Origin of the sequence: Nonlabens sp. MIC269 (assembly GCF_001430865.1) — a bacterium.
Classification (GTDB): Bacteria; Bacteroidota; Bacteroidia; order Flavobacteriales; family Flavobacteriaceae; genus Nonlabens; species Nonlabens tegetincola.
On the sequence record NZ_CP011373.1, the window covers coordinates 2529425 to 2548012 of the forward strand.

Annotated in this window: 17 protein-coding genes; 6 read left to right on the forward strand and 11 right to left on the reverse strand. The window is 35.5% G+C overall.

What is annotated here, in order from left to right:
• Positions 1-36: 36 nt before the first annotated feature.
• Positions 37-705: a ZIP family metal transporter gene (locus AAT17_RS11460; protein WP_060524491.1), complete on the forward strand. Its 669-nt coding sequence runs from the start codon at positions 37-39 to the stop codon at positions 703-705.
• 83 nt (positions 706-788) lie between these two features.
• Complete coding sequence (locus tag AAT17_RS11465; protein WP_060524493.1) at positions 789-1271, forward strand: hypothetical protein; 483 nt, start codon at positions 789-791, stop codon at positions 1269-1271.
• A gap of 21 nt (positions 1272-1292) precedes the next feature.
• Here the strand turns inward: AAT17_RS11465 and prmC are convergent, their stop codons facing one another.
• Positions 1293-2138, reverse strand: coding sequence for a peptide chain release factor N(5)-glutamine methyltransferase (gene prmC / locus AAT17_RS11470; RefSeq protein WP_060525089.1), 846 nt, complete (start codon positions 2136-2138; stop codon positions 1293-1295).
• Between the two features lie 7 nt (positions 2139-2145).
• Positions 2146-2670 carry a hypothetical protein gene (locus tag AAT17_RS11475; protein WP_060524495.1) on the reverse strand — a complete coding sequence of 175 codons (525 nt, stop codon included), beginning with the start codon at positions 2668-2670 and terminating at the stop codon, positions 2146-2148.
• A 54-nt stretch (positions 2671-2724) separates the two neighbouring features.
• On the opposite strand from AAT17_RS11475, the gene AAT17_RS11480 reads away from it, so the two are divergent.
• Complete coding sequence (locus AAT17_RS11480; RefSeq protein WP_060524497.1) at positions 2725-3432, forward strand: DUF868 domain-containing protein; 708 nt, start codon at positions 2725-2727, stop codon at positions 3430-3432.
• Here the strand turns inward: AAT17_RS11480 and AAT17_RS11485 are convergent.
• Complete coding sequence (locus tag AAT17_RS11485) at positions 3416-3877, reverse strand: MauE/DoxX family redox-associated membrane protein (RefSeq protein ID WP_042277962.1); 462 nt, start codon at positions 3875-3877, stop codon at positions 3416-3418. The two genes, AAT17_RS11480 and AAT17_RS11485, sit on opposite strands and share 17 nt — an antisense overlap.
• A gap of 248 nt (positions 3878-4125) precedes the next feature.
• On the opposite strand from AAT17_RS11485, the gene uvrA reads away from it, so the two are divergent.
• Both uvrA and AAT17_RS11495 read left to right on the forward strand, forming a co-directional pair.
• Positions 4126-6954: an excinuclease ABC subunit UvrA gene (gene uvrA, locus AAT17_RS11490; RefSeq protein WP_060524498.1), complete on the forward strand. Its 2829-nt coding sequence runs from the start codon at positions 4126-4128 to the stop codon at positions 6952-6954.
• A 116-nt stretch (positions 6955-7070) separates the two neighbouring features.
• On the forward strand, positions 7071-7703 hold the full coding sequence (locus tag AAT17_RS11495; RefSeq protein ID WP_060524500.1) for an SDR family oxidoreductase: 633 nt from the start codon (positions 7071-7073) through the stop codon (positions 7701-7703).
• 56 nt (positions 7704-7759) lie between these two features.
• Here AAT17_RS11495 and AAT17_RS11500 read toward each other — a convergent pair whose 3' ends face one another.
• From AAT17_RS11500 to miaB, 8 genes are all read right to left on the reverse strand, one after another.
• On the reverse strand, positions 7760-9112 hold the full coding sequence (locus tag AAT17_RS11500; RefSeq protein ID WP_060524502.1) for a M28 family metallopeptidase: 1353 nt from the start codon (positions 9110-9112) through the stop codon (positions 7760-7762).
• A 78-nt stretch (positions 9113-9190) separates the two neighbouring features.
• On the reverse strand, positions 9191-10834 hold the full coding sequence (gene groL / locus AAT17_RS11505; protein WP_042277968.1) for a chaperonin GroEL: 1644 nt from the start codon (positions 10832-10834) through the stop codon (positions 9191-9193).
• A 68-nt stretch (positions 10835-10902) separates the two neighbouring features.
• Complete coding sequence (groES, locus tag AAT17_RS11510; RefSeq protein ID WP_042277970.1) at positions 10903-11178, reverse strand: co-chaperone GroES; 276 nt, start codon at positions 11176-11178, stop codon at positions 10903-10905.
• 136 nt (positions 11179-11314) lie between these two features.
• Positions 11315-11662: a preprotein translocase subunit SecG gene (secG, locus tag AAT17_RS11515; protein ID WP_060524504.1), complete on the reverse strand. Its 348-nt coding sequence runs from the start codon at positions 11660-11662 to the stop codon at positions 11315-11317.
• On the reverse strand, positions 11662-12501 hold the full coding sequence (locus AAT17_RS11520; RefSeq protein ID WP_042277972.1) for a hypothetical protein: 840 nt from the start codon (positions 12499-12501) through the stop codon (positions 11662-11664). The genes secG and AAT17_RS11520 overlap by 1 nt, the downstream gene beginning before the upstream one ends.
• Positions 12495-13001, reverse strand: a complete 507-nt coding sequence (lptE, locus tag AAT17_RS11525; protein WP_060524506.1) for an LPS assembly lipoprotein LptE — start codon at positions 12999-13001, stop codon at positions 12495-12497. The genes AAT17_RS11520 and lptE overlap by 7 nt, the downstream gene beginning before the upstream one ends.
• Positions 12991-14292, reverse strand: coding sequence for a sigma 54-interacting transcriptional regulator (locus AAT17_RS11530; RefSeq protein WP_042277975.1), 1302 nt, complete (start codon positions 14290-14292; stop codon positions 12991-12993). The genes lptE and AAT17_RS11530 overlap by 11 nt, the downstream gene beginning before the upstream one ends.
• 6 nt (positions 14293-14298) lie before the next feature.
• Complete coding sequence (gene miaB, locus AAT17_RS11535; RefSeq protein WP_042277977.1) at positions 14299-15765, reverse strand: tRNA (N6-isopentenyl adenosine(37)-C2)-methylthiotransferase MiaB; 1467 nt, start codon at positions 15763-15765, stop codon at positions 14299-14301.
• A 322-nt stretch (positions 15766-16087) separates the two neighbouring features.
• On the opposite strand from miaB, the gene topA reads away from it, so the two are divergent.
• Positions 16088-18586, forward strand: a complete 2499-nt coding sequence (gene topA / locus AAT17_RS11540; RefSeq protein WP_060524508.1) for a type I DNA topoisomerase — start codon at positions 16088-16090, stop codon at positions 18584-18586.
• The last annotated feature ends 2 nt before the right edge of the window (positions 18587-18588 follow it).

Sequence of the window (18588 nt, forward strand, 5' to 3'; positions counted from 1 at the left end):
AGTTAGTTAATTTTGCAAGCTTATTCTAAATAATAGATGATACCAATTTTTCTCCCATTTATAGCTGTGGTATTGGGGTTTTTTGCTGCTATGGCATTGAAAAACATCAATTCTAATAGTATTAAACTGGTACTTGCATTTTCTGGAGCTTTTTTATTGAGCACTACGGTGCATGAATTCTTACCAGAGGTGTTTGAAGATGGAAGTCGCTATGGCGTATACATTGTAATAGGAGTTTTTATTCAAATTATTCTAGAATTTTTTTCAAAAGGAGCCGAGCATGGTCACTTACACATAAATAAAGAAGTTCCTAGTTTTCCTACCGCATTATTTGTGAGTTTATGTATACATGCTTTCTTAGAAGGTATTCCTTTGAATGCTAGTCAAAGTATGGTGTATGGAATTGCTGTACACAAGATTCCTATTGCTTTTATTTTTTCGAGCTTTTTATTACAACAAGGATATGGCGTATTTAAATCAGCATTGCTAGTATTTATTTTTGCCTTAATGTCACCGCTAGGAACGCTTCTTAATGAATATATCTTATTGGACGATGAATTAGTCACTATCATTAAGGCCATAGTCGCAGGTATTGTTTTACATGTTTCTACTACCTTAATCCTTGAAGCGAGTGAAGCTCATAAATTTAATCTTGCAAAAATGTTGGTAATGATTATAGGAGCCGCAATGGGATTGTTGTTATAATCAATAGAACTGAAAACTGTATTTTTATTGTAACATCACTCGCGAACAGTTTTGTTCTACTGTAACGAAAACCATTTTGAGTCATGAGATTATTGAAATTCTTATTTGTTGTATCCCTGCTTTGGAATTGTTATTCGTGTTATAGTTATCGTGTGTTTCCTACTCATTATGAAGAATACGGGAAGGAAATTACAACTATTGACGCATTTGTATTGGGTGACTCATTGAAGCAAGAACTAAAAATAATAAAGGCCTCAGAACTTTTTAATGTAGTGTCAGATAGTACTGAAGCTAATGTGGTTCTAAAATTGTATCCACTTAAGAGAACTCCAGTATGTGGTCAACCTTTGACTTTATCCATGATTACCTTAGGCCAAGTGCCTGTATATATGCCAGATTATTATCAATTTAAGTTTGATGAAATAAGGAACAATGAGGTTACTGAAAAGGAATTTACCCTACAAATCACTCAGCGAGTATTGTTTTGGGACATGTTTGTTTTCAATAAAAAATTTGATGAGAAGGCTGGCTTACTATTGAAAAAAGAATACTACCAGAGTCAATAAGGACTACTATTGAAATTGATTTTATTTTTTCCAGCATATCATCATACGCCAATTTCCATTATAATCCTTAATCATCTTTGAATCAAACCCTAGTGAACTAGCTAGTTCATTCATTTCATTTGAAAGATATTGATTAATTTCAAAGTAAACGCGACCTTTTTCTGTAAGTCCATTAAGGGCAAGTTCTAAAATTTTTCTATAGAAAAGTAACGGATTTTCATTTTCCACAAACAATGCGAGATGAGGTTCATGTAATAATACATTATTATGAATTTCCTGTTTCTCAACATTCCGTACATAGGGTGGATTACTTACGATAATATCAAATTTGTCAGGTAAATCCGTAGTGGTTAAAATAGATTGTTCTATAAAATGTACCTGAGCTTTTAAGTTGGTGGCATTTTCTTTTGCGATTGATAATGCTTCCTTAGAAACATCCAATAAGGTGACATCACTTGAGATCAGTTCTTTTTTAAGACTTATACCTATACAACCCGTTCCAGTGCCTATATCTATAATTTTTAAAGAAGACTCGTTAATTAAATCATTCACGATGAGCTGTACCAGCTCTTCAGTTTCTGGTCTTGGAATTAAAGTGTTTTCAGTTACCTTAAACTGCCTGCCATAGAAATGTGCTACACCAGTAATATATTGAACAGGAATATCTTGCTTTAGCTTTTCAAGCGCTGTAATTAAAGTATCTTCTTGATTTTTGGTTAGTGGCTCTTGTGATTTTAGTAAAATATCAGATCGAGAAAAATCTAATAAATCCTCACAACATATTTTAAAAATGGAATCAATTTCAAAGTCAGGATAATTATTTGACAATGCAATTCTAAATTCGTTTTTCACCTCTTGTAGGTTCATGGTATCCTTATTTACCAGTTCCTTTAAATTGCTGGTCTTTACTAGCAAACAATACATTGAATGTAGTAAGGCTACCGTAAATACGAGTAATATATTGCTGTAGGTCTATTTTAAGTTGATCGTCTAATTCCTTTGAACTATTAATCTTTTGTTCCATAACACGCAGTCTATCTCTTAGCATTACTATTTTATGCCAAAATTTATCGATAGGGATCTCTTTTGATTGTAAATCGGTGTCTTTAGGTTCTAATATCAATTTTCCACCTTTGAACTTATCTGCTAGCGGTACAATTTGACTGGTATCGCTGTAACGTTCAAGAATATATCTTAGTGATTTTTCAACTTCATAAAAACTAACTGTATCGACATCATCTTCACAGGCTTCGATGACTTCAAAATCATCATCTATATCAATAGTTTCAATTCCAGACTTTTGAAAGCTAACCCAATAATGTTTTGAAGTAACATTGGTTACCACGCCAAAACCTAATTCATTATGTTCAATTCTAGAGCCTATTCCTAATAATTTCATAAGTAAAAGATATACGTTTAATTTTGCCTGTAAATTGCGCAAAAAATAAGTACTATGAAAAAAATATTGAAGTTTTTATTGAAAGGTTTTATAGGTGTTGTTGCATTACTACTTATTGTTTTTATAGTATTGAAACTTACGTTTAATGAAGAGGTGCCAGAAGGAACTACAGGAAAACCTGCCGATGAATTGGCCATGAAAATGCTAGATGCAATTAATCACAAAGAATTTACTCAAGCTAGTGAATTACACTGGACATTTAGAGGAGTTAATAGATATCGATGGAAGTTACAGCAAAACCTAGTTGATGTTTATTGGGATGATTATAGGGTTGCGTATCAAACCAGGTATCCGCAAAGTAGCTTTGCATTTAAAAACGAAGTAAAACTAGAAGGAAAGGAAAGAGAAGAGGCTATAGCCTATGCTGAAAAAAACTTTAATAACGATAGCTTTTGGATGGTAGCGCCTCATAAACTATTTGATGCTGGTGTAAAGCGCTCTGTCGTACAAGTTGATGATAAAGAACAATTATTAGTACAATATTCTAGTGGAGGATCAACGCCAGGCGATGCTTATCTCTGGGAATTGGATGAAAATTACCTACCAGTAGCTTTTAAAATGTGGGTAAGTATAATACCTCTAGATGGAATAAGAGCTACATGGCAAGACTGGGAAATGACAGATGGTGGTTTTCCGCTTTCGCGAAAGCGTAGTCTCTACGGTATTGAGATACCTATAACTCAGGTTAAAGTTGTTCCTTAATCCTCAATAATTCATTCATTTCTTTTTCGGCGATTTGAATGTTTCTATAATCGGCCGATATTCGATTGTATTTAACAGTGAACAGCAACAACGTTTTAACCGCGAGAGAATAAAGAAGAACAATGCCAGCGTCATAATCTTCAAAAAGGAAGAAAGCGATTATAAAAATAATTCCTGTCGCAATCGCGCCTATTAAACTACTACGAGTATAAAGTCCCATGGTAATCATAAGGGCAATAAAAAACTCAATCATAGGAACAATCGGGATAAATAATTGCAGCACGGTACTCATAGAGTCTTCACCTAAATATGCTTCTGTGTCTTTAAGATACTGGTTGAAATGAATAATATGATCTAGGGCATGAAAAAGAAGATACAGTCCTAAACCAATACGTAAAATGGTGTACAAATAAACTGGAAAATCATTTTTACCGTGGTAGGTCATAGGGGAATTTTTGATAAAATTAAAAGTAAAATTTACTTTAGTTTTAAAACTATATTTTTTTAGATAAAGCCTATTATTATTAGGATGAACGCCTACAGTTAATCGAGCGATTTGTGATAAATGTCAAGTTTTTTCACTTATGTTTACTAGATGTAATAAGAATAGAGGCAAAGACTTAACAAGATTTAAGCTTAGTTTGAAATAAATTTTAGAGCGGTTTAGGTAACTTCGCGGGATTGACTAAAATTATGGGATATTCAGACGAGATTATTGAAGTAAAAGGAGCTCGAGTTCACAATTTAAAAAACATTGATGTTAACATTCCTAGAGAAAAACTAGTAGTTATTACAGGATTATCAGGTTCTGGAAAATCTTCCCTTGCATTTGACACCATCTATGCCGAAGGTCAAAGACGTTATATTGAAACATTCAGTGCCTATGCCAGGCAATTTTTAGGAGGATTGGAACGCCCAGATGTGGATAAAATTGATGGTCTATCACCTGTCATAGCCATCGAACAAAAGACAACTTCAAAAAGCCCACGAAGTACTGTGGGAACGATTACCGAAATTTATGATTTCTTACGCCTGCTCTATGCTAGAGCGAGTGATGCTTACTCCTATAACACCGGTAAAAAAATGGTTAGTTATAGCGATGAACAAATCAGGGATTTAATTATTAAAGATTATAAGGACAAACGTATAAACATCCTCGCACCAGTCGTGAGAGCTCGAAAAGGTCACTACAGGGAATTATTTGAACAAATTGCAAAACAAGGATTTGTAAAGGTGCGCACCGATGGTGAAATCGTGGACATCACCAAAGGAATGAAACTAGATCGTTACAAAACTCATGATATTGAAATTGTAATAGACCGCATTCAAGTAGGTGATACAGAACAGGATATTAAACGACTAGATGAGGCTATACGCACAGCTATGTACCATGGAAACGACATTACTATGGTAGTGGCTCATGGAGATAAGGAAGGACGTTTTTTTTCTAGATCCCTCATGTGTCCAGAAACTGGGATCTCATATCCAGAGCCAGAACCCAATAACTTCTCTTTTAATTCGCCTAAGGGAGCTTGTCCTACTTGTAACGGTATAGGAACCCTGTATAAGGTTAATGAAGAAAAAATTATTCCGGATCCTAGTCTAAGTATTTCAAAAGGTGGACTAGCTCCTTATCCAGATAATAAGAAGAATTGGATATTTAAACAACTTGAACTTATTGCTAAAAAGTTTGACTTTAAACTTACTGATCCTATTGAGAAACTACCCAAGGAGGCTGTACAAATGATCTTGTATGGCGGCAATGAAAGTCTTGAAGTAAATTCAAAAACACTTGGAGTTTCTCGTAAATACAAAATTGATTTTGAAGGTCTTGCTAATTTTATAGAAGCAACTTATAACAATAACGATAGTGCTGGTTTACAACGATGGGCCAAAGGTTTTATGGATAAAGTAACCTGTCCTACCTGTGAAGGAACACGTTTAAGAAAAGAGTCGCTTTACTTTAGAGTAAATGAAAAATCCATTGCCGATCTGGCAAACATGGATATCGCATTACTGGTAGGTTGGTTTGATGATTTAGAGAGTTCGCTTTCGCGAAAGCAAAAACAAATAGCCACCGAATTACTTAAAGAAATTAAAGAAAGATTACAATTTTTACTCGACGTTGGGCTAGACTATTTAAGCTTAAATAGGAGCGCAAAAACATTATCAGGAGGCGAGGCACAACGCATAAGACTAGCGACGCAAATAGGTTCACAATTAGTAGGTGTTTTATACATTCTAGACGAACCTAGTATAGGTTTACATCAGCGAGATAATGAAAAATTAATCAATTCCTTAGAATCACTACGAGATACGGGTAACAGCGTGATAGTCGTGGAGCATGATAAAGATATGATTGAACGTGCCGATCATGTAATAGACATAGGTCCAAGAGCTGGAAAATACGGTGGATCAATAATTAGTCAAGGCAGTCCAAAAGATATTCTTAAACACGATACACTTACTGCCCAATATTTAAGCGGCACCAAAGAAATTGAAATACCCAAAACGCGTCGTAAAGGAACTGGTGAAAAATTGGTATTGAAAGGTTGTACAGGTAATAACCTTAAAAATATTTCAGTTGACTTTCCATTAGGCAAAATGATCGTAGTGACTGGAGTATCTGGAAGTGGAAAATCTACTTTGATTAATGAAACTTTGTATCCGATTTTAAACGCACATTTTTTCAATGGTGTAAAAGTGCCAATGCCTTATAAAAGTATCAAAGGACTTGAACACATTGACAAGGTCATAGATATCAATCAAAGTCCAATTGGTAGAACGCCGCGATCTAATCCAGCTACTTATACTAAAACCTTTGATGAAATAAGATCGCTATTTGCCAAGACTCCTGAAGCGCAAATAAGAGGTTACAAACCAGGTCGTTTTAGTTTTAATGTTGCTGGTGGACGATGTGAGACCTGTAAAGGTGGTGGATTACGAGTAATAGAAATGAACTTTTTACCAGATGTTTATGTGAACTGTGAGACCTGCAACGGAAAACGATTTAACAGAGAAACTCTTGAAATACGCTATAAAGGAAAATCCATAAGCGATGTACTTGAGATGACAATAAATGAGGCAACAGATTTCTTTGAATCTATTCCAAAAATATATCGCAAGTTAAAAACAATTAAAGATGTCGGGTTAGGTTATATAACATTGGGACAACAATCTACGACATTATCTGGTGGTGAGGCACAACGAATAAAACTGGCTACCGAATTATCAAAAAGAGACACCGGTAATACCTTTTACATTTTAGACGAACCTACTACAGGATTACATTTTGAGGATATAAGAGTACTTATGGATGTGCTGAATAAGTTGGTGGATAAAGGAAATACAGTACTTATTATTGAACATAATATGGATGTCATTAAAATCGCAGATCACCTTATAGATATAGGTCCAGAAGGTGGTCGTGGTGGTGGAGAAGTAGTTGCAAAGGGTACTCCTGAACAAGTATCAAAACACAAAACCAGCCATACAGCTAGATTCTTAAAAAAGGAATTATAACTCTTTTAAGAGATCCTTTAGTTAATTTATGACTAACTCCTTAGCTAGATTATAAACTCTAGTTAAGTAGTCTTAAAAGCCCTTGTTTAAAGGGCTTTTGTGGTTAATTTCATGACATGGAAAGAATATTAGTAGCAGGTGCGACAGGTACCACCGGAAAACAAGTTGTTGAATTATTAAAAAACGATCAATATTTTGAACCAGTAGCAATGGTGCGCAAGCCTGAACAGGTAGATCAGTTTAAAGCTAACGGGATTGAAACTGTTTTAGGTGATTTAACTAATGATTTAAGTCATACTACAAATAATATAGATAAGGTGATTTTTGCAGCAGGATCAAAAGGAAAGAATGTTGAAGAAGTTGATAAAAATGGTGCTATTAAATTAATTGACGAAAGTCAAAATGCAACGGTAAAGAAATTTGTGATGCTAAGTTCAATGGGAGCAGACAAACCAGAGCAGGCTTCAGATTTACAAGAGTATCTAAAAGCTAAACAAGCAGCAGATAATTATTTGAAAAATTCAAATTTAAATTACTCAATAGTAAGACCAGGCTCATTAACCGATGATAATTCTAACAATAAAATAGAATTGCAAACTAAGTTAAATAAGCATGGAGAAATTCCAAGAGCTGATGTAGCTAAGGTCTTAGTAAAAGCATTACACGATGATGTAGCAAACAAAGAAACCTTTGAAATAATTAAAGGGGAAACATTAATCGCAGATGCGCTAGAACCAGTACAACAATAATATCTCGATAATTCATTTAAACACCCTGAAAATGATTACATTTTCAGGGTGTTTTTTTATATCTGAATCTTTAATATATGTCTTTGTCCTTCAACGAAATATTGGAGAATATAAATCCCTGCCGAATAATTTTTTAAGTTAATATTCTCTTGAGGCTTTTCTGTAATCCATTCTTGAGCAAATTGACCATTTACATGATACAATCGAAATTGGATTTCAGCTTTTGTGGTGTTCGTTACTAATAAATCTTTGGATGCTTGATTATAGCTTACTTGAATAGGCGTTTTTAAACTATTCTGTGATAACGTTGTGAAATTAATGCAGTCACTTTCTTCCGTACAGCCTGACTTCGTAATACTAACTTTATAAGTACCATCTGTAATAGGAGTATAGGAGTGACTGGTAGCACCCGAAATTGATAAGTTTGTGGAACAATCAATCCACCTATATGTTGCTGTTGGATCATTAGTAACAGTAAGTGACGAACCTGTGTTTTGAATACTTGAATCTATGTAATTAAGTCCTGCTTTTGTGGCCATATAAGCGGTACATAGTTTTATGATGTCGGTGCAGTAAGACAAATCTAGATTATTAAATCTATCTCTAGTGGTATGGTATTGATTGTTTTGATCGTTCATAGACCATGCTTCACCAATTAGTAAGGCAGTATAATTTTCATCCCAAAATACCTTGTGATCGCTCAAAGGTGTTCCTGGATTAATGACATTGGCGTTTAAATTCCAATTTGTTCCATATTGGTTTAACATTTGTACGATATCATCTTTCATAGCTAGGCTATTAGCGACATCTCTCACGTCAATATCAAAATCATTATCACCATCACCATCGTACCCTATCATATCTAGATTGAGTACTGCTTTTATATTATCATTTCTGGCTTTTGCCGCTTGTGCATAATTACGTGCTCCTATTAAACCTTGTTCCTCCTCATCCCAAAATGCATATACAATCGTGTTATCCGTACACTGCTGGCTTAATAACTCTGCGATTTCTAAAACAGCGATAGTTCCAGTAGCATTATCGTCTACACAGTAGTTAGTAACTGTATCATAATGAGCACATATTATGTAAATGTCGTTGGGATTCGTAAGACCAGTTTGCGTTGCTAGGATGTTAGTTCCTCTAGTGCTGTAATTTATAGAAGTAACATTCAGGTTGGGCAGGGCATTCAATCTTTCAACAAGATAGTCTTTTGCAATATCGTTTTGATTGCTCTCGCGATTAATTATGATTTGCGCATTACCATTTACCGTAGTAGGCACTTCACCTGCAAATTCTTGAAGTCGGGTAGTAATTCTATTGGTATCAACTTGATCAATGATGTGTTGAACATTTTGTGATAAGGAAATCCCAGAGCTTATTAAGAATAAGAGAAATAAAATACGCATATCACAAAGATAAGTTAGCCAAAACAAAAAAAGCCATCTCTAAAAGAGATGGCTTTGTGTAATAAAATGGAGAAATGATTACATCATTCCGCCCATTCCTCCTGGCATTCCACCTGGCATTCCAGCGCCACCAGCAGGTGCATCTTCTTTAATTTCTACTAGAGCACATTCTGTTGTAAGAATCATACCACTAACCGATGCAGCATTTTCAAGAGCCACACGAGTTACTTTCTTAGGGTCAATGATACCAGCTTTAAGCATATCAACATATTGATCATTTTTAGCATCATAACCTTGAGCTCCTTTAGATTCAAGAATCTTAGAAACTACAACGCTACCTTCACCACCGGCATTTTCAACGATAGTTCTTAATGGAGCCTCTATAGCTCTAGCTACTATTGAAATACCAGTTTCTTCATCTGTATTAGCGCCTTTAAGCTTAGATAGAACTGATTTAGCTCTAACTAGGGCAACACCACCACCAGCAACAATACCTTCTTCAACAGCAGCTCTTGTTGCATGTAATGCATCATCAACGCGATCTTTCTTCTCCTTCATTTCAACCTCACTTGCAGCACCTACATAGAGTACAGCAACACCACCAGCAAGTTTAGCTAGACGTTCTTGAAGTTTTTCTTTATCATAGTCAGACGTCGTGTTCTCGATTTGAGATTTAATTTGACCTACACGAGCTTTAATAGCTTCATTATCACCGTTACCATTAACAATTGTAGTGTTATCTTTATCAATATCCACTTTTTCTGCTGTTCCTAGCATGTCAATAGTAGCATTCTCAAGAGTAAATCCTCTTTCCTCGCTAATCACGGTTCCACCTGTTAAGATAGCGATGTCTTCTAGCATAGCTTTACGACGATCACCAAAACCTGGTGCTTTAACTGCAGCTATTTTAAGAGCTCCTCTTAGCTTGTTTACAACTAGGGTAGCAAGTGCTTCACCATCAACATCTTCTGCGATGATAAGTAAAGGTTTTCCAGTTTGAGCTACAGGCTCTAATACTGGCATTAAATCCTTCATGGTAGAAATCTTCTTGTCAAAAAGAAGAATGTAAGGATTCTCTAATTCAGTTGTCATTTTTTCTGAATTAGTTACAAAGTATGGAGATAAGTAACCACGATCAAACTGCATACCTTCAACTACGTCTACATAAGTATCGGTTCCTTTTGCCTCTTCTACTGTGATTACACCTTCTTTTCCTACTTTGCCAAATGCAGTAGCGATTAATTCACCTACAACATCATCATTATTAGCACTGATCGAGGCAACTTGTTTTATTTTATCACCACTATCATCAACTTTCTCTGATTGTTTGTCTAGATCTTTAGTAATCGCTTCTACAGCTTTGTCGATACCGCGTTTAAGATCCATAGGATTTGCACCAGCAGCCACATTTTTAAGGCCTTCTTTTACGATAGCTTGTGCAAGTACGGTTGCAGTTGTAGTACCATCACCAGCTAGATCGTTGGTTTTTGATGCTACCTCTTTAACCATTTGAGCACCCATGTTTTCCAGCTCATTTTCTAGCTCGATTTCTTTAGCTACACTTACACCATCTTTAGTTACGACTGGCGCTCCAAATGATTTTCCTATTACTACGTTACGACCCTTTGGTCCTAATGTTACTTTAACAGCATTAGCAAGTGCATCTACACCACGCTTAATACCATCTCTAGCTTCTAAATCAAATTTTATGTCTTTTGCCATGATTGTTTTTTTTGAATTTACGCTTTCGCGAAAGCGTATTTAATTAAAAATTAAATTGAAAGGTTAGATTAAACGATTGCAAGGATGTCGTCCTCTCTCATCATAAGGTAATCAGTACCTTCTAATTTTAGTTCGGTACCGCTATACTTACCGTAAAGAACTGTATCACCTACTTTTACAGTCATCTCGTGATCTTTCTTACCATTTCCTACAGCTACTACTTTACCTTGTTGAGGTTTTTCCTTTGCTGTGTCTGGAATGTACAGACCACTTGCTGTTTTTTGTTCAGCCTCCATAGGCTCAATTAAAACTCTGTCTGATAAAGGTTGAATATTTAATCCCATTTTTAAAATGAATTTTTAGTTGTTTTTATGCCTGCCTATATTCTAATAATGTGCCATTTTGTGGTTACTGACAAAATGCCGTAAATAAAAAAATCCAGCTCGTGGAGCTGGATTTTTTGTCAGTTAAAAGAACTGTTTATTCGTTCGTGTCAGTTTCTTGTGTTGTTGCATCACCAGAATCTGATGGTAAAGCAGGAGTTTCTACTTGAGCATCAGGATCGGCAACTTTAATAGTTGACGTACTAGAGCCTTGAAGTTTTGCAGTACTAGCTAATAAAATAAGTACTAGAAGTAACGTTGATAAAACCCAAGTACTGCGGTCTAGGAAATTTCCTGTTTTTTGTACACCACCTAACTGCTGTGTTCCACCGCCGCCAAAGCTTTGTGAAAGTCCACCACCTTTAGGATTTTGAACCATAATTACTACGATAAGTAAAAAGGCAACTAAAATGATAAGACCTGCAAAAATGTAATATGTTGTCATTATGGATTACTTTGTAAATTCTTTATTTCTTGAATTTGGTCTGCAAAGAAACTACTTTTTTCTGGATACTGCAATTTTAAAATTTCATATGCTTTAATTGCTTTCTTATAGTTTTTTTGCGCAAGATAAACTTTGGCTAGAGTTTCAGTCATGAATTGCTCTGGAGCCATATTTTGATCTGCCAGATTTTGAATTTTAGTTTCACTGGCTACTGGTTTAATTTTCTTAGGTTTGGTTTTAAGAAACTTATCAATAATATCCATGGAACGTTGATGAGACTCCTCAACGCTATAACTATTCTCACTTGAAGTGTCTTGGATGTCATCTGTTTCTTTAGCAACTGATTTCTCATCACTTCTTTTGATGGGAGAGAGCGATGTGAGCTTGAGCCATTCACTAAAGCTGTAAGCATCACTTTGTTCAAAATTCAGAGTTTGATCAGTATCCTTTTTAACAAATAAGTCATCATCTGTTACGTTGGTAAAATCGCTGTTTTCATTAAAATCTTCTTGAACAACGTTAAACTCTTCTACTTCAATTTCTAACGAATTAAGCTGCTCTTGTTGCCTTTTGATCTCAGTACTTATTCTATTTTGAATAAAACTTTTGGAAGTAATATAATCAAAAAGAACAGCGCGGTCCGAGGTATGCGCGGCCGTTCTTTGAAGTTCCTGATTGTATGAAGGGCTATTTTCTAATTTTAAACCTTTAAGAAATACAGATCTTAAACTTTGAAAGTATGGGTACTTTTCTAGTGTAGTTTGAATATCTCCTAAATCGTTTAATGAAAGCTCGTCAGGAGTGGCAATCAAAGTATGTAAACGCTCCTTGGTTACCATGAAGTAAGTGTTTCATTGACGATATCTTGTGTGATCTGTGTAAATATCACATCGAGAGCTTCATCTAAAGCACTACCATTAAGTAAAACATTTGCAGGGTAGTCATAGAAGAAGCTAAATTTTTTCTCAAAGCTTTGCTCTTCATCCTTGGTGTTAGTAAATCTTACATTTACTTCTATAGTTAGCCTATTTTGACTCGCAGTATTGTTTGCGGTTGCAGTCATAGGAGCGATATAGTACCTGGTGATTTCACCTTGGTAAATGTAATCACCACCGCTATTGACAATACTTAACCTTGTTTGATCCTGAATTAAATCTTGTAAATTAAGCGTGAAAGTACGCTCGATACCCGGTTCAATAGGGTCCAGGTTACCAAAAAAATCTACCTGAAAAGTGTTGACATTATCAGGAATGGAAGTTTGATTGAACCCATATTTAATACCGCAGCTGGTAACCAAGATAAGGGTTACTGCTAAAAAGGTTATTTTCTTAAAGGTCATACTGCTTAATTTTTCGGTATAAGGTGCGTTCTGATATTCCTAAATCTTCTGCGGCTGCTTTGCGTTTTCCCTTGTGACGTTCAAGAGATTTTTTAATTAATTCAATTTCCTTTTCCTCCAGACTTAAAGATTCTTCTTCTTCAATTTCTTGAGCAAAGTCATATCTGTCTGATACAGATGAAGCCATGGAAGATTGAGGTTGATATTCTATAGGTAATTTATCCTCATGAAAAGAATCTTCATTGGTTATTTCATAGGCATTATCAATGACTTCTTCATAGTCTGTACTAGAATCATTATTGTTGCCATAAATACGTTGAATTAAACCAGAATTCTCTTCTGACACATCTTTCATGTTACCGCTAGCCATCAAATCGTGAGTGAGCTTTTTAAGATCATTCAAATCATTTTTCATATCAAACAGCACTTTGTAAAGTATTTCACGCTCGTTTGCAAAATCACTGTCGGCTTTTTTGTTTTCTCCTACCACGGCAGGTAAATGAGTGCCAGTGTCTGGTAAATAATTACGTAAGGTAGCTACATTGATATTACGTTCCTGTTCAAGAACGCTTATTTGCTCGGCAATGTTGCGTAATTGTCTAATATTTCCACTCCACCTGTAATTGGTTAATAAGCGTACTGCATCCTCATCTAATCTGATAGTTGGCATTTTGTACTTGGTAGCAAAATCACTAGCAAATTTTCTAAATAACAAGTGAATATCACCTTTACGCTCGCGTAATGGAGGTAAGTGAATTTCTACTGTACTTAATCGATAATACAGATCTTCTCTGAATTTCCCTTTCTCAATAGCTTCAAACATTTTGACGTTTGTGGCAGCTACAATTCTAACGTCGGTCTTTTGAACTTTTGAGGATCCTACTTTTAGGAACTCACCATTTTCTAGAACTCGCAACAATCTAACTTGTGTAGGCAGTGGTAATTCACCTACTTCATCTAAGAATATGGTTCCGCCATCGGCAACTTCAAAATAACCAGACCTTGTTTGTGTAGCTCCAGTAAAAGCGCCTTTTTCATGCCCAAAAAGTTCAGAGTCTATGGTTCCTTCTGGGATAGCACCACAGTTTACGGCTATATATTTGGCGTGTTTTCTAAAGGATTGAGAATGTATAATTCTAGGAATACTTTCTTTACCAACACCGCTTTCTCCCGTTACTAATACTGAAATATCAGTAGGAGCAACTTGCAGGGATTTTTGAATAGCACGATTAAAACTAGGGTCGTTACCAATTAACTCAAATCTTTGTTTTATAGCTTGTATCCCTTCCATAAACTATTATTTAATCGTGATTGGGCCTGTCATATCACTATATCCAACAGCTTCACCTATTAGAGTTGCGCTAGTGCAGTCTGTTATTTTGACCATTACAAAATCGCCAACCTTAAAATTACCTTTAGGAAAAACGGTCATGTAATTTTGAGAGTTGCGTCCTGCCCAATGTTGATCAGATCGTTTAGACTCTTTTTCAATAAGTACCTCTACAGTCTTTCCTACAAAGTATTGAGCTCTTTCTAGACCAGTACGACGTTGTACATCGATTATCTCTGATAAACGTCTTTTCTTTACTTCTTCAGGAACATCATCTTCCATTTTTCTTGCAGCCATAGTACCAGGTCTCTCACTATATGCAAACATGAAACCATAGTCATACTTTACATATTCCATAAGACTTAAAGTGTCTTGATGATCTTCTTCTGTCTCAGTTGGGAATCCTGCGATCATATCTTGAGAAATTGCGCAATCCTCAATAATGTCATGAATACGATCAATTAAATCCATGTATTCTTGACGGGTATGCAGTCGATTCATTTCTTTTAATATACGATCACTTCCTGACTGTACAGGTAAGTGTATATAATTACAAATATTACGATGTGCTGCCATAGCATGGAGAACATCATCACTAATATCTTGTGGATTGCTTGTAGAAAAGCGTACTCTTAAATTAGGTTGAGCCTTAGCAACTATATGCAGAAGTTTGGCAAAATCTACTGCAGTCGCCTGTGCCATTGGGCTAGCCTTTTTAAAATCCTTCTTAAGACCACCGCCATACCACAAATACGAATCAACGTTTTGTCCCAGAAGAGTTACTTCCTTAAAACCTTTGTTTACCAAATCTTGAATTTCTTCTAAGATAGATTGAGGATCACGACTACGTTCACGTCCTCTTGTAAAAGGAACCACACAAAACGTACACATGTTATCGCAACCTCTAGTTATGGATACAAATGCAGTGACACCATTACTATGTAATCTTACAGGAGCAACATCACCATAGGTTTCTTCTTTAGATAAAATTACATTAACTGCATCACGACCTTCATCGATTTCTGCTACAAGATTTGGAAGGTCTTTGTAGGCATCTGGTCCTACAACCATGTCTACAATTTTCTCTTCTTCAAGAAATTTAGATTTAAGTCTTTCTGCCATACAGCCTAGAACCCCAACTTTCATGTTTGGATTTTCGCGCTCTTTTACTCGATTAAATTTCTCTAATCTTTTACGAACTGTTTGTTCTGCTTTCTCACGAATGGAGCAAGTGTTAACCAAAACTAGGTCTGCTTCTTCAAGAGTATTAGTAGTGTTAAAACCTTCTTTAGCCAAGATTGATGCAACAATCTCACTATCTGAAAAATTCATTTGACAACCGTAGCTCTCTATGTACAACTTACGGCCGTTCTCTTTTTTATCATTTAATTGAACAGTAGTTCCTTGCTTTTCTTCTTCAATTACTTTTTCCATCGTCTCCTTAGTATTTCACCTTTTTTAGGTGGTGCAAAGATAGTTTGTTTTTTTGGTTTAATGACAATCTGTCACCTTAGCATTCTAACAGATATTTATGCTCTTTCTAAGGAAAAAGTTCAAAAGTTGGTTTGCCTATTAATAACCTAAAAAGAATACTACGAACAGGGAGAATTATCTTTGATTATTTGGTTTAAAAGAATATTCAAAGTTAAAAGACTGAATAACAGATTTTTATATTTCTAAAAAATATTGGTTTAACAATTATTTAGACTCTCTAATTATTTTAACTATAACTTTGCATTTCAAATTTCAAAACTTAATGGCAAAAAATCTTGTAATAGTAGAGTCGCCTGCCAAGGCAAAAACTATTGAAAAATTTCTAGGAAAAGATTTCAAAGTAGCATCTAGTTTTGGTCACATTGCTGACCTTCCTGCCAAGGAATTAGGTGTTAATGTCGATAAAGATTTTACACCTAAATATATTGTTTCTAGTGATAAAAAAGATCTGGTTAAAAAGCTTAAAAAACTAGCTGCCGATTGCGAAATAGTTTGGTTAGCGAGTGATGAAGATCGAGAAGGAGAAGCTATTGCATGGCACCTTGCTGAACAACTTGATCTCAAAAAGGAAAAAACAAAACGTATTGTATTTAATGCGATCACTAAAAGCGCTGTTCAAAAGGCAATTGATAATCCTAGAACGATAGATTATGATCTTGTAAATGCCCAACAGGCTAGACGAGTGCTAGACCGTATAGTAGGATATGAGATTTCTCCTATATTATGGAGAAAAGTCAAAGGTGGTGCAAGTGCTGGTCGTGTGCAAAGTGTGGCAGTGCGATTAATAGTAGAACGCGAGGATGAAATCTTGAAGTTTAATTCAACAAACTTCTTTAGGGTTGATGCAGAATTCCTTTCAAAAGAAGGTAAGTTAGTCAAAGCAAAATTACCAAGTTCACTCGATTCTACTGAGGAAGCAGAGGAATTTTTAGAATCCAATAAAGGAGCTACTTTTAAGGTTTCAAATCTAACCAAAAAGCCAGCTAGTAAATCTCCAGCTCCACCATTTACTACATCAACATTACAGCAAGAGGCTTCAAGGAAATTATACTTCAATGTAAGTCGTACCATGCAACTTGCACAACGATTGTATGAAGCTGGGTTGATTACTTATATGAGAACCGACTCGGTTAACTTAAGTAATGAAGCAAAAAACGGTGCCAAGGAGGAAATAAATAAGGCATACGGAGATAAATACCATAAAGAGCGTAATTATAAAGGAAAGTCTAAAGGAGCTCAAGAGGCTCACGAGGCTATAAGGCCAACTGATTTTGCTGTCCATAGTGCAGGAGCCGATAGAGATCAAATCAGATTATACGAGCTCATATGGAAAAGAGCTATAGCCAGCCAGATGAGTGATGCTAAACTTGAAAGAACCAACGTTTCTATAAGTGCTAGTACTCACGATAAAGAATTCACTGCAAATGGTGAAATCGTAAAATTCGAAGGTTTTTTAAAAGTATACCTAGAAGGAACTGATGATGAAGACCTAGAACAAGAAGGACTGTTACCAGATTTAACCGTTGGAGATGTTTTAGATTCAAAGTCTATAACTGCTACCGAGCGTTTTTCACGACCACCATACCGTTATACGGAAGCTTCATTGGTTAAAAAACTAGAAGAATTAGGTATCGGTAGACCTTCTACCTACGCACCTACAATTACGACCATTCAAAATCGTAAGTATATTGAAAAAGGTCAAGATACAGGAGAAGAAAGATCTTACAAACAATTCACTCTGGTTAATGAAGAAGTTCAGATTCAAGAATTAACTGAAAAAACAGGATCAAATAAAGGTAAAATGATTCCTACTGATGTAGGAAGAGTTGTGAATGACTTCTTAGTAGAGCATTTTGGTGATATCTTAGATTATAATTTTACAGCCAAAGTAGAAGAGTCTTTCGATAACATCGCCGAAGGAAAAGAAGAATGGACTGATATGATGCAGTCTTTCTATAAAGACTTTCATCCTAAAGTTAAGGACGTAGCAGAAAATGCCGAACGAGAAGTAGGTGAACGTATCTTAGGAACACATCCTGAAAGCGGTAAGCCTATAAGTGTTAGATTAGGAAGATTTGGGGCAATGGCTCAAATAGGTACTGTAGAGGATGAAGAGAAGCCTCAGTTTGCTAGCTTACTGCCTTCTCAAAATCTATCGACGATTACCTTAGAAGAAGCTTTAGAGCTTTTTAAACTTCCTAGAACTTTGGGTGAATACAATGGGCATCCTGTTGAAGTTAATCAAGGGCGATATGGTCCTTATGTTAAATTCAACGGTAAAACATTTGTTTCCTTGGAGAAAACAGATGATCCAATGAGTATTTCACTAGATCGTGCTATGGAGCTTATAGAAGAAAAAGAAAAGGCCGATGCTCCAATTTATGAATATGACGGCCAACCGGTTACTAAAGGAGTTGGTAGATTTGGGCCATTTATAAAATGGAGTGGTATGTTTATTTCAGTAAACAAAAAGTACGACTTTGATAACCTGTCTAATTCAGATATTGAAACTTTAATTAAAGATAAGATTCAAAAGGAAAAAGACAAGCTGATAGTTGATTGGGAAGAAGAAGGAATAAGAATTGAAAAGGCTCGATGGGGTAGGCATAATATCATTAAAGGTAAGACTAAGGTGGAACTAGCAAAAACCATCGACCCTTTAAGTATTACTCTAGAAAAAGCTCAAGAATTAATTGCAAAAAAAGCTCCTAAAAAGAAAACAACTAAGAAAAAAACCACTCGTAAGAGTACTAAAAAATAAAC

What these genes read in the sequence shown, in the direction of transcription:
- AAT17_RS11460 (WP_060524491.1), top strand. Translation starts at nt 37, where the DNA reads ATGATACCAATTTTTCTCCCATTTATAGCTGTGGTATTGGGGTTTTTT.
- AAT17_RS11465 (WP_060524493.1), top strand. Translation starts at nt 789, where the DNA reads ATGAGATTATTGAAATTCTTATTTGTTGTATCCCTGCTTTGGAATTGT.
- prmC (WP_060525089.1), bottom strand. Translation starts at nt 2,138, where the DNA reads ATGAACCTACAAGAGGTGAAAAACGAATTTAGAATTGCATTGTCAAAT.
- AAT17_RS11475 (WP_060524495.1), bottom strand. Translation starts at nt 2,670, where the DNA reads ATGAAATTATTAGGAATAGGCTCTAGAATTGAACATAATGAATTAGGT.
- AAT17_RS11480 (WP_060524497.1), top strand. Translation starts at nt 2,725, where the DNA reads ATGAAAAAAATATTGAAGTTTTTATTGAAAGGTTTTATAGGTGTTGTT.
- AAT17_RS11485 (WP_042277962.1), bottom strand. Translation starts at nt 3,877, where the DNA reads ATGACCTACCACGGTAAAAATGATTTTCCAGTTTATTTGTACACCATT.
- uvrA (WP_060524498.1), top strand. Translation starts at nt 4,126, where the DNA reads ATGGGATATTCAGACGAGATTATTGAAGTAAAAGGAGCTCGAGTTCAC.
- AAT17_RS11495 (WP_060524500.1), top strand. Translation starts at nt 7,071, where the DNA reads ATGGAAAGAATATTAGTAGCAGGTGCGACAGGTACCACCGGAAAACAA.
- AAT17_RS11500 (WP_060524502.1), bottom strand. Translation starts at nt 9,112, where the DNA reads ATGCGTATTTTATTTCTCTTATTCTTAATAAGCTCTGGGATTTCCTTA.
- groL (WP_042277968.1), bottom strand. Translation starts at nt 10,834, where the DNA reads ATGGCAAAAGACATAAAATTTGATTTAGAAGCTAGAGATGGTATTAAG.
- groES (WP_042277970.1), bottom strand. Translation starts at nt 11,178, where the DNA reads ATGGGATTAAATATTCAACCTTTATCAGACAGAGTTTTAATTGAGCCT.
- secG (WP_060524504.1), bottom strand. Translation starts at nt 11,662, where the DNA reads ATGACAACATATTACATTTTTGCAGGTCTTATCATTTTAGTTGCCTTT.
- AAT17_RS11520 (WP_042277972.1), bottom strand. Translation starts at nt 12,501, where the DNA reads ATGGTAACCAAGGAGCGTTTACATACTTTGATTGCCACTCCTGACGAG.
- lptE (WP_060524506.1), bottom strand. Translation starts at nt 13,001, where the DNA reads ATGACCTTTAAGAAAATAACCTTTTTAGCAGTAACCCTTATCTTGGTT.
- AAT17_RS11530 (WP_042277975.1), bottom strand. Translation starts at nt 14,292, where the DNA reads ATGGAAGGGATACAAGCTATAAAACAAAGATTTGAGTTAATTGGTAAC.
- miaB (WP_042277977.1), bottom strand. Translation starts at nt 15,765, where the DNA reads ATGGAAAAAGTAATTGAAGAAGAAAAGCAAGGAACTACTGTTCAATTA.
- topA (WP_060524508.1), top strand. Translation starts at nt 16,088, where the DNA reads ATGGCAAAAAATCTTGTAATAGTAGAGTCGCCTGCCAAGGCAAAAACT.